The organism is Mannheimia haemolytica (genome assembly GCA_900638155.1).
In the GTDB taxonomy this organism is placed as follows: Bacteria; Pseudomonadota; Gammaproteobacteria; order Enterobacterales; family Pasteurellaceae; genus Mannheimia; species Mannheimia glucosida.
The window spans coordinates 846,314-859,620 of the sequence record LR134495.1; the positions used below are offsets into that span (position 1 = coordinate 846,314).

Here is a 13,307-nt window from a genome sequence, read left to right on the forward strand (position 1 = left end):
TCCAGATGATTTTTACATCATCTTAAATTAAGGACACAATTATGATTACAGGTATCGCAGCTTCCCCTGGTGCAGTATTTGGAAAAGCATTGGTTTTAAAAGAAGAGCCGATTGTACTAAATACTCGCAAAATTACTGAAAGCGAAGTTGAGGCTGAAAAAGCAAAATTCTTTACAGGCCGCGAAAAAGCAGCTGCTCAATTAACCGCGATTAAAGAAAAAGCTCGCCGTACATTAGGTGAGGAAAAAGAGGCGATTTTCGAAGGCCACTTGATGATCTTAGAAGATGAAGAGCTTGAAGAAGAAATTTTGAGTTACCTTACTGATAATCTTGTGACTGCGGATGTTGCAGCAAGTAAAGTGATTGAGATGCAGGCTTCAATGCTTGCGGAAATTGACGATGAATATTTAAAAGAACGTGCAGGTGATATTCGTGATATTGGTAATCGCTTGGTACGCAATATTTTAAATATGAATATCGTAGATCTTGGTGATATTCAAGATGAAGTTATTCTAGTCGCTTATGACTTAACCCCTTCCGAAACAGCTCAATTAAATTTAGATAAAGTATTAGGCTTTATCACCGATATCGGTGGTCGTACTTCTCACACTTCTATTATGGCTCGTTCCCTAGAGCTTCCTGCCATTGTTGGTACTAACAATGTTACTTCCCTAGTTAAAACTGGTGATTTTCTGATTTTAGATGCAGTGAACAATGAAGTACATTTAAATCCATCGGAAGAAAAAATCGCTAATTTCAAAGCATTACAAGAGAAATTAAATGCGGAAAAAGAAGAATTAGCCAAATTAAAAGAGCTGCCTGCTCAAACATTAGATGGCCATAAAGTCGATGTGGCAGGGAATATCGGTACTATCCGTGATGTGGAAGGTGTATTACGCAACGGTGGTGAAGCGGTTGGTTTATACCGTACTGAGTTTTTGTTTATGGATCGTACTCAATTACCGGGAGAAGAAGAGCAATTCCAAGCCTACAAAGAGATTGTTGAAGCAATGAATGGTCAAATGGTCATTCTGCGTACGATGGATATCGGAGGTGATAAAGAGTTACCATACCTTGATTTACCGAAAGAAATGAACCCATTCTTAGGTTGGCGCGCGGTGCGTATCGGTTTTACTCGCCGTGAAATTTTAGATACTCAATTACGTGCGGTATTACGTGCTTCTGCGTTCGGTAATTTAGCGGTAATGTTCCCGATGATTATTTCGGTGGAAGAAATCCGTTTATTAAAATCCATCGTTGCGGAATTGAAAGATCAATTACGTGCAGAAGGTCACGCTTTTGATGAGAACTTAAAACTAGGTATTATGGTGGAAACCCCATCAGCAGCGGTAAATGCACGTCATCTTGCAAAAGAAGCCGACTTCTTTAGTATTGGTACTAATGACTTAACCCAATATACACTTGCGGTAGATCGTGGTAATGAAATTATTGCTCATTTATATAACCCATTAAGCCCATCAGTCTTAAACTTAATTAAGCAAGTTATTGATGCTTCACACGCTGAAGGCAAATGGACAGGTATGTGTGGTGAATTAGCCGGTGACGTGCGTGCAACTGCGTTGTTGCTCGGTATGGGATTAGATGAATTTAGTATGAGTGGTATCTCTGTGCCACACGTTAAAAAACTCATTCGCTCAATTAATTTTGCCGATGCCAAAGCATTAGCTGATGAGGCACTTGCTCAACCAACTGCTGCAGATATTGAACGCTTAGTGGATGAGTTTTATCAGAAATTAAACTAATTTTAATTATTTAGCATACAAATACAAAATTCTCGTATAAAATGTACGAGAATTTTGTATCTAATATCTAAGGGAGATTTTAAGATGGGTTTATTTGATAAATTATTCGGCTCAAAACAAAAAGAGAGTCAAGAAATCAAAATCTATGCGCCATTAACAGGTGAAATCGTAAATATTGAAGATGTGCCTGATGTTGTTTTCTCTGAAAAAATTGTAGGTGACGGTGTGGCAATTCGCCCGAGTGGAGACACTATCGTTGCTCCAGTAAATGGGACTATCGGCAAAATTTTTGAAACCAACCACGCTTTTTCGATTGAATCTGAAGAAGGCGTGGAATTATTTGTTCACTTCGGTATTGATACTGTTGAATTAAAAGGCGAAGGCTTTACTCGCCTTGCACAGGAAGGTCAAACCGTAAAAGTGGGCGAGCCGATCATTAAATTTGATTTAGCTCTACTTGAAGGCAAAGCCAAATCAGTATTAACACCAATCGTGATTTCAAATATGGATGAAATCAGCAACTTATCTAAATTAAATGGCCAAGTTGTTGCCGGTGAAAGCGTGGTTTTAACCTTAACCAAATAATACCTCCTACTTAGCTGGAAGCCACGATGGAAGATCGTGGCTTTTTTGTTTTAGGTAAAATCGGATAAATGGCGATTATTTATAGATAAAAAATAGGCAACAAGGTAAAATAACGCCACAAATTTTGCGTAAAGGGTTTATTTTAAGTCAAAAATAATAAATTGCTTTACGCTTTTCTTTTCTAAGTTATTGAATTATTTATTAATTTTAAACGTTATGGCTAAATTACATATTACCACTTGGGGCTGCCAAATGAATGAGTACGACTCATCAAAAATGGCGGATCTCCTAAACTCTACTCACGGTTTTGAACTGACTGAAAACCCTGAAGATGCAGACGTGTTGCTGCTAAACACTTGTTCTATCCGTGAAAAAGCACAAGAAAAAGTATTCTCGCAACTCGGGCGTTGGAAAAACTGGAAAAAAGATAAACCGAACCTGATTATCGGTGTTGGCGGTTGTGTGGCTTCACAAGAAGGGGAGCATATCCGTGATCGTGCCCCTTATGTAGATATTGTTTTCGGGCCGCAAACTTTGCACCGTTTGCCTGAAATGATCAACCAAATCCGTGGCGGTAAAAGCTCGATTGTCGATATTTCTTTCCCGGAAATTGAAAAATTTGACCGCTTGCCGGAGCCAAAAGCCGAAGGCCCGACGGCATTCGTTTCGATTATGGAAGGCTGTAACAAATATTGCTCGTTCTGCGTTGTGCCTTACACCCGTGGTGAGGAGGTTTCCCGCCCGGTTGATGACGTATTATTTGAAATTGCCCAACTTGCGGCACAAGGCGTGCGTGAAGTGAATTTACTCGGTCAAAACGTAAACGCTTACCGTGGTGAAACTTTTGACGGTGGTATTTGTACTTTTGCTGAATTGTTACGTTTAGTGGCAGCGATTGACGGCATTGACCGCCTACGTTATACCACTAGCCACCCGATTGAATTTACCGATGATATTATCGAAGTTTATCGTGATACGCCGGAATTAGTGAGTTTCTTACATTTACCGATTCAAAGTGGCTCAGATCGTGTATTAACAATGATGAAGCGTAACCACACGGCATTGGAATACAAAGCGATTATCCGTAAATTGCGTGAAGTTCGTCCTGAGATTCAAATTAGTTCGGACTTTATTGTAGGCTTCCCGGGCGAAACCGCAGAGGATTTCGAGCAAACAATGAAAGTGATTGAGCAAGTGAACTTTGATATGAGCTTTAGCTTTATCTACTCGGCTCGACCGGGTACACCAGCGGCAGATCTGCCTGATAATGTCTCCGATGATGAGAAAAAAGAGCGATTATCCCGTTTACAACAACGCATCAACCACCAAGCAATGCAATTTAGCCGTGCAATGCTCGGTACAGAACAACGCATTTTGGTTGAAGGCCCGTCTAAGAAAGACTTGATGGAATTAACCGGCAGAACCGAAACTAACCGTGTAGTAAACTTTGTTGGCACACCGGATATGATTGGCAAATTTGTCGATGTGAAAATCACCGATGTTTATACCAACTCACTCCGTGGCGAAGTGATTCGTACCGAAGACCAAATGGGATTACGTGTGGTGGAATCGGCAGAAAGCGTAATTGCCCGTACCCGAAAAGAAGATGATTTAGGCGTAGGCAAATACGTGGTTAATCTGTAAAAATTAAAGAAAAAATGACCGCTTGTAGGTATGTACAAGCGGTCTTTTAGTATATAATCGAATAAATGCTAAATCGTTTTAGCTTGGTGTTTTGTGACTAATTAAAGGTGTATGAGATGAGTAAGATTTGGGTAACAGGCGATGCGGTGGTGGATTTAATTCCCGACGGCGAACATCACTATTTAAAATGTGCCGGTGGTGCTCCGGCGAATGTCGCAGTAGGCGTTTCTCGTTTAGGGGTTGAGGCAGGATTTATCGGGCGTGTGGGTAACGACCCTCTGGGTAAATTTATGCGAGAAGTGTTACAGGCAGAAAATGTTTGCACCAAACAGATGATTTTAGATGATCAGCACCGTACTTCTACCGTGATTGTTGGCTTAGATAACGGTGAACGTAGCTTTACTTTTATGGTAAATCCAAGTGCCGACCAATTTTTAGAAATCGGTGACTTACCTGAATTTAACCAAGGTGATTTCTTACACTGCTGTTCTATTGCCTTGATTAACAACCCGTCACGTTCTACTACTATTGAAGCGATTCAGCGAGTGAAAAAGGCGGGTGGCTATGTTTCGTTCGATCCAAACCTGCGAGAATCGCTCTGGAGTAGCCTTGATGAAATGAAAACAGTGGTAAATTCCGTGGTGGCGATGGTGGATATTCTCAAATTCTCAGAAGAAGAGCTTATCTTATTAACTGAAACAGAAAGTCTTGAGCAAGCCACAAAAGCCATTACTGCTCAGTATCCGGAGAAATTGATTATTATCACCCTTGGAAAAGATGGTGCAATCTACCATTTCAACGGAAAAAGCCAAATCGTTGCCGGCAAAGTCTTGAAACCAGTGGATACCACCGGTGCCGGTGATGCTTTTGTCAGCGGATTATTAGCCGGTCTTGCCCAAACGCCGAATTGGCACGATGAAGCCGCTTTAGTGGAAGTTATCCGCAAAGCGAATGCCTCTGGTGCTTTAGCCACTACTGCAAAAGGGGCGATGTCTGCACTGCCGAATAAAGCGGAGTTGGACGCATTTTTAGCGGAATAATGTAATGATGGCGCAAGCGTCCACGCTTGTGCCTCATTTTTTACAAAAGGGTACAAGCGTGGACGCTTGCACCATCGTAATTTCTGAAATGACAGGAACACCCTATGCACATTTTCAATAACGGCAAATATAAAAGCCTGCACGCACAAAGCGAGGGCGAATTAAATGCACTTTGCCAAACCGTTTTATCTGATCCCGATTTTTACCCAACTTACCATCTTGCTCCCGAAACAGGCTTATTTAATGACCCAAACGGCTTGATTTTTGATGGAGAGAAATACCACATTTTTGCTCAATGGTTCCCTTATGGGGCATTGCACGGAATGAAGCATTGGCAGCATTTCATCACTACCGATTTTCAAACATTCAGCAAAGGAGATTTACTGATTCCCGATGAGCTGTTTGAATCCCACGGCTGTTATTCAGGCGGGGCGATTTTGTGGCAAGATAAGATTGTGGCGTTTTACACCGGCAATACACGTCGCCCGTCAGATAACGCCCGGATTCCTCATCAAAATATCGCAATTTTTGATAAATCGGGTAAGTTATTGGAAAAGCGTTGCATTATCGACCAAGCACCGGCAGGCTACACCGAACACGTGCGTGATCCGAAACCTTATCTTACCGCAGAGGGCAAAATTCGTTTTGTATTGGGGGCTCAACGTGAAAACCTGACCGGCACGGCGGTAATTTATGAAATGGACGATTTAAATGCCACGCCCCGTTTAATCGCAGAACTGGACGTTCACGATTTTGATAATAGCAATGTGTTTATGTGGGAGTGTCCGGATCTGTTCTCGCTTGGCGGTAAATATCTGTTTGTGTGGTCGCCACAAGGCAAACTGCGTGAAAGTTACCAATTCCAAAATAACTACCATGCCACTTACGCACTTGGCGAGCTAAACGGCAACAGATTACGGGCAGAGCATATTGAAGAGCTGGACTACGGCTTTGACTTTTACGCACCGCAAACGGTGGAAAATTCCGATCGCATTTTGTTTGGCTGGGTCGGCTTGCCTGATCTCACTTACCCAACTGATAAGTATCAGTGGCATTCAATGCTGACATTGCCTCGTAAACTTTCCCTGCAAAACGGCAAAGTGGTACAAAACCCAATCGTGAATGTAGGCGAATTACAAGCGGTCGAAATGTCAGAAAATTTTGCAATCGAGAATTTAGATACAACGTATTTACAAATTTCTGTGGAAAAGCAACCGCTTGTGTTGGATTTTTTCAGCAATGAACAGGGGCAAAAGCTCAGCTTACGTTTTGAAAATGGGGTGTTGAGCTTAGATCGTAGCCAAACCGAACAAACAGAATTGATGGAAAAATTTGGCTCGGTTCGTCATTGCAAAATTGAACAATTAGAGACAATCGAGATTTTCTTTGACCGCTCGGTGGTGGAAATTTTCGTAAACGGCGGGGAAAAAGTGCTGACTTCACGCTTTTTTATCACCAAGCGTGAAAATGTCGTAAAAAGCTCTCGCCTGCTTCAAGCGAAAGTAGCAAAAGTGTTACCAATTAGCGTAAAATAAAACACAAATGGGCTGGAAATGCCTATTAAATGATAAAAAGGAGATAAGTGTGACTAAAAAACGCTTAACGCTAAGTGACATTGCTGAGCTAAGCGGAGTCTCGAAAACGACCGCCAGTATGATTTTAAACGGGCGAGGCAACGATTTCAGAATTAAGACCGAAACCTGCGAAAAAGTCAAAGCGATTGCAAAAAAATATGGTTACCGAGCCAATGTGTATGCCAAATCTTTACAAGCACAGCGTACCAATGTGATTGGCTTGGTGATTCCCGATTTAACCAACTACGGTTTTGCTTTGACTTCCAAAACGCTAGAAAAACTGTGTCGTGAAAACGGCTTGCAGCTGGTTATCGCCTGTTCTGATGATACCGCAGAGGGCGAAAAAAAGGCGATAGAACGGTTATTAGACAGGCAAGTCGATCTGCTGATTACTGCCCCAACCCAGCACGAATCCGGCTACTACCGCAACGTGGCACAATATACGCCAATGCTACAATTAGACCGCTACATTTCGGGGCTGGATATTCCCTCTATTACCAGCAACGACACCCAAAGCATTAGTGTATTGGTGGAAAATATCGTCAGAGCATATCGGCTCAACGAGTTTTTTTATTTGGGCGGACAGCTGTCGCTTTCTCCAAGCCAAAACCGCTTAAAAGGCTTTCGTGAAGGTTTGGAGCAGTCACATTTAGCACTTGATGAAAGTTGGGTGTTACATCAAGATTATCAGCCGGAGTCGGGCTATCAGATGTTCTCTGAAATCGTGGAACGATTAGGGCGTTTGCCACAAGCGGTTTTTACTGCTTCATTTACGCTACTAGAAGGGGTGATGCGGTATTTAACAGAACATCAACAAATGGATAAATTAATGAATCAAGAACTGCATTTAGCCACCTTTGACGATCATCATTTACTGAATGCGTTACCTTTTCATATCCATTCCATTAAGCAAGACCACCAACAGATTGCCGAGCAAACTTTTGCATTGATTCAGCAACGTTTGGCACAACAAAAGGTGGAAAATGTGAAAGTGGATTGCGAAATTTTATGGCGAAAATCAAATTAAAGAAGAGATGTTATGGCACATTTTTACGAATATTTAGAATTTAACAGCGATGAAGATCGTGAAAATCAATTAGAAGTGTATGTGGACGTCAAACTCGCCACAGAGACGGAAGAAAAACTGAAAGCCATTGGCGTGCAAGGGGACTGGCTGGTAATGGCAGAGCCATATTGCCCCGATTGTGTGGAAATTGTGGCTTATTTCCAGCGAATGGCGAAGCTCAATCCTAACATCAAGGTCAAATATGTAGCTCGCAAAGATAATCAGGAACGCAAACATTTTGACAGCGATGAACAGCAACAAGCGGTCATTTCTGCCCAAAAAATTCCAACTATTTTTGATATTGGTAACGGCAAAACAGAATTGGTTTTATCTGAATTTCCGCAATTTTTAAAAGATAAAATGGCAGCGAACCCCGAGCAATTCGATCAATTAAAAGCCGATTTTAGAATGGGAAAATTCGGCAAAGAGGTTGAAGCTGAATTATTGGCGATTTTACTGAATACCAAATAAATTTTGTGAATTTAACCGGCGTTCATTGCGGAATTAGCGGAATTTCTGTATAATTCGCAATCTTTTTATGAATAAAACCGAATATATCTTTGGAGTAAATTTATGGCTCGTGTAACCGTACAAGAAGCAGCGGAGAAAATTGGCAACCGTTTTGATTTAATCTTAATTGCTGCACGTCGTGCAAGACAATTACAACTTCACACCCGTGAGCCACTTGTGCCTGAAGAAAACGATAAGCCGACCGTGATTGCATTGCGTGAAATTGAAGAAGGTTTAATTACAACCGACATTATGGATCAGCTGGAAAATCACGACTCTATTAAGCAAGAAGCGGCGGAGCAGGAAGCGATTTCATTTTTAACTGAAATGAGCAACGAAGCGTAATTTTATTTTTCGTAAATAGAGAATGGACAATTGAGTCTGCAAGCGGTAGGATTTTCCTCAAAATTTGCAAATTCGTTGTCCATTTTTATTTCTGTTGTTATTTCTGTAGTTGAGGTATAACGTGTATCTTTTTGAACCTTTAGATCGAATTATTCAAGGCTATTTGCCCCCCGAGCAGATTGAGCGTGTAAAACGTGCCTATGTGATCGCCCGTGATGCCCACGAGGGGCAAACACGCTCCAGCGGTGAGCCTTATATTACTCACCCAGTGGCAGTGGCGTCGATTATTGCGGAAATGAAGCTCGATCACGAAGCGGTGATTGCGGCTTTGTTGCACGATGTGATTGAAGATACACCTTATACCGAAGAAGAACTGGCGGCGGAATTCGGGCAGAGCGTGGCGGATATTGTGCAAGGCGTTTCTAAGCTGGACAAATTAAAATTCCGCACCCGCCAAGAAGCAGAGGTTGCAAACTTCCGTAAAATGATTTTGGCAATGACCAAAGACATTCGGGTTGTGTTGATTAAACTTGCCGACCGAACCCATAATATGCGAACGCTTGGAGCGCTTCGTCCGGATAAACGTCGCCGTATAGCCAAAGAAACCTTAGAGATTTATAGCCCGTTGGCACATCGTTTGGGTATTGAGCATATTAAAAACGAGTTGGAAGATTTAGGCTTTGAGGCAATGCACCCACAGCGTTATCGGGTGCTGAAAATGGCGATTGCCAGTGCCAGAGGGCATCGTAAAGAGCTGATTCAACGCATTGCCGACGATATTCGTGGGCGGTTAGAAGAGGTAAAAATTGAAGCTCGAGTGTATGGGCGAGAGAAACATCTCTATTCTATTTATCAAAAAATGCGGCAAAAAGATCAGCATTTTCACTCGATTTTAGATATTTATGCGTTCCGTGTGGTGGTGGCGAATGTGGATAATTGCTACCGCGTATTAGGGCAAATGCACGCCTTGTATAAGCCTCGCCCGAAACGGGTGAAAGATTATATTGCCGTACCGAAACCGAACGGCTATCAATCTTTGCACACTTCGATGATTGGCCCGCACGGTGTACCGGTGGAGGTACAGATTCGCACCGAAGATATGGATAAAATGGCGGATATGGGAGTAACGGCTCACTGGCGTTACAAAGAGGGCGAGTCGAACCATAACACCACGGTTCAACTCAAGGCCCAGCAATGGCTGCAAAGCATTGTTGAATTGCAAAACAGTGCCGGTAACACGGCAGAATTTATTGACAGCGTTAAATCGGATCTGTTCTCTGACGATATTTTCGTCTTTACCCCGAAAGGGCGTATTGTTGAATTGCCGGCGAATGCAACCGCCATTGACTTTGCCTATGCGGTGCATTCAGGCATTGGTGATCGTTGTGTAGGTGCGATGGTTGATCGCAATCCGTATCCACTTTCAGAACCGCTACGAACAGGACAGACGGTGGAAATTATTACCGAGCAAGGTAAACGTCCGAAAGCCTCTTGGCTGAATTTTGTCGTCACAGGAAAAGCCCGTGCCAAAATTCGCCAATTCCTTAAAAATCAAGAACACGATGAAGCCATTGAATTAGGTAAACGCCAATTAATTCGTGTGATGAATTTGAATTCTATTGATGAACTCAAACCGGACGTGATTCAACCTGTATTAGACGAGCTACATTTAGCTACCTTTGAGGATTTACTTTCGGAAATCGGGCTTGGTAATCAGATGAGTAGTGTGGTTGCTCAACGCTTATCGGGCGAGACACTACAAATTGATACTGACGGCAACCCGGAAAATAACCAACCAATCAAAATCGAAGGGGTGGAAAATCATCTGATTAGTTTTGCGAAGTGCTGTTTACCGATACCGGGCGATGACATTGTTGCTTATGTCAGCTCGGGTAAAGGCTTGGTGATTCACAATACTTGTTGTGCAAATGTGAAAGATTACGCTATCGACCAAAGCCATTATCTGCCGGTAATGTGGGAAGTGGCGAAAGAAAAAGCTATTAAGTTTGACACGGAAATCGTGCTGGATATTATGAATGAACCGGGCGTGCTTGCTGCCATAACTTCAACCTTTGCGAAAATGGACAGCAACATCGGCAGCATTCATAGTGAGGCGAGAGAGGGGAATGTTTACCAAGTCATCTTCCAAATTTCGGTTATCGATAAAGCTCACTTCGAGGCAATCTTACGCAAGTTATCCGGCATTAATGGAGTGGTAAAAGTCGCTCGTAAATAGGTAACAAGCTAAGCAACAAGCGGTTGGATTTTGTAAAAAATTTACCAATTTCAACCGCTTGTGTTTAACTTACATTTTCGCTTCCAGCAATTTGACTAACGCTTTGATATGATCGCCACTCGCATTCAACGCTGGAATGTAGCGATAAGATTCTCCGCCGGCGTGTTCAAAGTTTTCACGGTTTTCTTCCGCAATTTCTTCTAAGGTTTCCAAACAATCGGCAGAGAAGCCCGGGCAAACAACAGCTACTTTTTTCACCCCACGTTTTGGAAAACTTTCCAATGTTTCATCGGTATAAGGCTGTAGCCACTCTTCATTGCCAAAACGTGATTGGAAAGATAAATACCATTTTTCTCTTGGCAGACCTAGCTTTTCAGCCACTAATTCTGCCGTTTCTTGGCAATGCTTGGCGTAAAAATCACCTTCCGTTTCATAACGTTTAGGAATACCGTGAAAGGAAAACAGTAATAACTCGTCAGGTTTAACATCAATAGAGTTCGCTAATGCCTGAATATAAAGCGGATCGTTGTGATAACTGTGAATAAAATCAAACGGCACAATTTTACGTTGTGCTTTTAAGCCGTTGGCGAACGCGTCAAACACCGAAGCGGTGGTCGTGCTGCTGTATTGCGGATAAAGCGGTAGCACAATAATCCGCTCAACCCCCTGCTTGATGAGGCTATCGGTCGCACTTTCAATACTTGGGTTGCCGTAAGACATTCCCAATTCCACCACTACATTTGGGCCTTTTACATCGAAATAACGCTGTACCGCGCGCTGCTGCTGGCGAGAAATTGCTAATAACGGTGAGCCTTCTTCTGTCCAGACTGATTGGTATAATTTAGCTACTTTCGGCGAGCGTCTTGGTAGCACGATAAAGTTGAGGATTGTCTGCCATTTTACTTTGGGTAAATCGATAACACGGGGATCGCTTAAAAATTGCTTTAAATAACGCTTTACCGCACTTGAGGTAGGTTCATCTGGCGTACCTAAATTAGCCAGCAAAATACCTATTTTTTGAGGTTGATTCATTGCTCTATTTCTCATCAAAATTTAATTATTTTTTCGATTATGCCACAAACCAATATAAATTTCTGCGATTATTACAAGCGGTCGTATTTTTCAAAAATTTTACAAACAACCCGAGTTGTGTTTGGATTGTTTCTTGCTTTTTATTTTAATTGCCTGTAGAATTGCAACTCTTTTTTATGGTCCTTGTTTGGCAGAAATATTGAGTATGCCAACTTTTTAAATTTTTAGGTAGATAAGCAATGAAACGTACATTTCAACCATCAGTATTAAAACGTGCTCGTACACACGGTTTCCGTGCTCGTATGGCTACTAAAAACGGTCGTCAAGTATTAGCACGTCGTCGTGCTAAAGGTCGTAAATCTTTATCTGCATAATTGCAGAACTCAGCCAAAACACCTTTCTAATTAAGTTAAGTGTGAAGAAGCTAAATTTTTCTCGGGAGCTGCGTTTGTTAGCTCCCGTTCAATTTAAAGCGGTATTTGAAGAACCACTTCGAGCTAGCACCCCTCAAATGACCCTTCTTGCGAGAGAGAATACAGTAGATAATCCTCGTCTCGGTTTAACCGTTGCTAAAAAACATCTCAAACGAGCTCACGATCGCAATCGCATTAAACGCATTGTGAGAGAAAGTTTTCGCCTTAAGCAACATGAATTGCCGAATTTTGATTTTGTGTTTGTAGCAAAAGGCGGCATTGGCAAATTAGGCAATGCAACGCTGTTTGAAACATTGGAAAAACTATGGGCAAGACACATTCGCCTGAGCAAAAAGCCGGTAGAGCAGAATCCGTAACTCAGCCGGATAAAATCAGCATATTAGCCCGACTGCTTTTACTACCGATTTATTTCTATCGCTATGCCATCAGCCCATTGATTGGACCTCGTTGCCGATTCTACCCAACCTGCTCAACTTATGCTGTTGAAGCAATTAAAATTCACGGAGCAATCAAAGGTGGATATTTAGCTTTTAAACGGATTCTACGTTGCAACCCTTTGAGTGAGGGAGGCGAAGATCCTGTCCCACCTTGTTGTAAAGGCAACTGCAAACATAATGATAAAAAATAGCCTAAACTCAATAAGTTAGGCTATTTTGTTTGATACAAGCGGTCATTTTTAGCAAAAAATTTACTTGTGAGACTGATATTGTTGAATAAGGCAATAATTCGAGTGAATTAAATGCTAAAGGAAGAACCACACCCACAGGTTGAGCTTGCGTTTGGATTGTTCACTACAAAACGTGAACCATCTAAGCCTTCGGTATAATCTACCGTACCTCCGATTAAATATTGCAGACTCATAGGATCAACCACCAAGCCTACATTTTGGTTCTCAATGGTAAGGTCTCCCTCATTGACTTGATCATCAAAGGTAAACCCATACTGGAACCCACTACAGCCCCCACCCGTAATATACACACGCAAGCGAAGATTCGGGTTCTCTTCGCCCTCAATTAAGCTTTTTACTTTACGTGCCGCCGCATCAGTAAAGATTAAAGGAATTTGAATATCGCTCATT

At 42.1% G+C, this 13,307-nt stretch carries 14 protein-coding genes; 12 read left to right on the forward strand and 2 right to left on the reverse strand.

The features are described 5' to 3' along the window. Nucleotides 1–41: 41 nt before the first annotated feature. The 9 genes from ptsI to spoT all read left to right on the forward strand — a co-directional run bounded on the left by ptsI (nucleotide 42) and on the right by spoT (nucleotide 10,763). The gene (gene ptsI, locus EL242_RS04395) at nucleotides 42–1,763 is read left to right on the forward strand and encodes a phosphoenolpyruvate-protein phosphotransferase PtsI (protein ID WP_006252269.1); all 1,722 of its coding nucleotides are present in this window, start codon (nucleotides 42–44) and stop codon (nucleotides 1,761–1,763) included. An 84-nt stretch (nucleotides 1,764–1,847) separates the two neighbouring features. Then, nucleotides 1,848–2,348 (forward strand): PTS glucose transporter subunit IIA, encoded by a 501-nt coding sequence (gene crr, locus EL242_RS04400; protein WP_006249537.1) that lies wholly within the window; start codon nucleotides 1,848–1,850, stop codon nucleotides 2,346–2,348. A gap of 216 nt (nucleotides 2,349–2,564) precedes the next feature. Beyond that, nucleotides 2,565–3,992, forward strand: coding sequence for a tRNA (N6-isopentenyl adenosine(37)-C2)-methylthiotransferase MiaB (miaB, locus tag EL242_RS04405; RefSeq protein ID WP_126301647.1), 1,428 nt, complete (start codon nucleotides 2,565–2,567; stop codon nucleotides 3,990–3,992). A gap of 116 nt (nucleotides 3,993–4,108) precedes the next feature. Beyond that, complete coding sequence (locus tag EL242_RS04410; protein ID WP_126301648.1) at nucleotides 4,109–5,032, forward strand: aminoimidazole riboside kinase; 924 nt, start codon at nucleotides 4,109–4,111, stop codon at nucleotides 5,030–5,032. Nucleotides 5,033–5,136: 104 nt separating this feature from the next. Then, nucleotides 5,137–6,567, forward strand: a complete 1,431-nt coding sequence (locus EL242_RS04415) for a glycoside hydrolase family 32 protein (protein ID WP_126301649.1) — start codon at nucleotides 5,137–5,139, stop codon at nucleotides 6,565–6,567. A 7-nt stretch (nucleotides 6,568–6,574) separates the two neighbouring features. Then, the gene (locus tag EL242_RS04420; protein ID WP_126301650.1) at nucleotides 6,575–7,633 is read left to right on the forward strand and encodes a LacI family DNA-binding transcriptional regulator; all 1,059 of its coding nucleotides are present in this window, start codon (nucleotides 6,575–6,577) and stop codon (nucleotides 7,631–7,633) included. A 12-nt stretch (nucleotides 7,634–7,645) separates the two neighbouring features. Continuing rightward, nucleotides 7,646–8,143, forward strand: a complete 498-nt coding sequence (locus EL242_RS04425) for a thioredoxin family protein (protein ID WP_126301651.1) — start codon at nucleotides 7,646–7,648, stop codon at nucleotides 8,141–8,143. Between the two features lie 102 nt (nucleotides 8,144–8,245). Continuing rightward, nucleotides 8,246–8,527 carry a DNA-directed RNA polymerase subunit omega gene (gene rpoZ, locus EL242_RS04430; protein WP_006249531.1) on the forward strand — a complete coding sequence of 94 codons (282 nt, stop codon included), beginning with the start codon at nucleotides 8,246–8,248 and terminating at the stop codon, nucleotides 8,525–8,527. Between the two features lie 121 nt (nucleotides 8,528–8,648). Next, nucleotides 8,649–10,763 (forward strand): bifunctional GTP diphosphokinase/guanosine-3',5'-bis pyrophosphate 3'-pyrophosphohydrolase, encoded by a 2,115-nt coding sequence (gene spoT / locus EL242_RS04435; protein WP_126301652.1) that lies wholly within the window; start codon nucleotides 8,649–8,651, stop codon nucleotides 10,761–10,763. A 69-nt stretch (nucleotides 10,764–10,832) separates the two neighbouring features. On the opposite strand, the gene hemH is transcribed toward spoT, so the two are convergent. Further along, complete coding sequence (gene hemH, locus EL242_RS04440; RefSeq protein ID WP_126301653.1) at nucleotides 10,833–11,795, reverse strand: ferrochelatase; 963 nt, start codon at nucleotides 11,793–11,795, stop codon at nucleotides 10,833–10,835. 239 nt (nucleotides 11,796–12,034) lie between these two features. On the opposite strand from hemH, the gene rpmH reads away from it, so the two are divergent. The 3 genes from rpmH (at nucleotide 12,035) to yidD (ending at nucleotide 12,857) form a co-directional block, all read left to right on the forward strand. Further along, the gene (gene rpmH, locus EL242_RS04445) at nucleotides 12,035–12,169 is read left to right on the forward strand and encodes a 50S ribosomal protein L34 (RefSeq protein ID WP_005599701.1); all 135 of its coding nucleotides are present in this window, start codon (nucleotides 12,035–12,037) and stop codon (nucleotides 12,167–12,169) included. 74 nt (nucleotides 12,170–12,243) lie between these two features. Further along, a complete protein-coding gene (gene rnpA / locus EL242_RS04450) occupies nucleotides 12,244–12,585 on the forward strand; it encodes a ribonuclease P protein component (RefSeq protein WP_232019694.1) in 342 nt (113 codons plus the stop codon). Continuing rightward, a complete protein-coding gene (gene yidD / locus EL242_RS04455; RefSeq protein WP_126301655.1) occupies nucleotides 12,534–12,857 on the forward strand; it encodes a membrane protein insertion efficiency factor YidD in 324 nt (107 codons plus the stop codon). Before rnpA ends, yidD begins: the two co-directional genes overlap by 52 nt. A 107-nt stretch (nucleotides 12,858–12,964) precedes the next feature. Here yidD and erpA read toward each other — a convergent pair whose 3' ends face one another. Beyond that, on the reverse strand, nucleotides 12,965–13,306 hold the full coding sequence (gene erpA / locus EL242_RS04460; protein ID WP_126301656.1) for an iron-sulfur cluster insertion protein ErpA: 342 nt from the start codon (nucleotides 13,304–13,306) through the stop codon (nucleotides 12,965–12,967). Nucleotide 13,307: the final 1 nt, after the last annotated feature.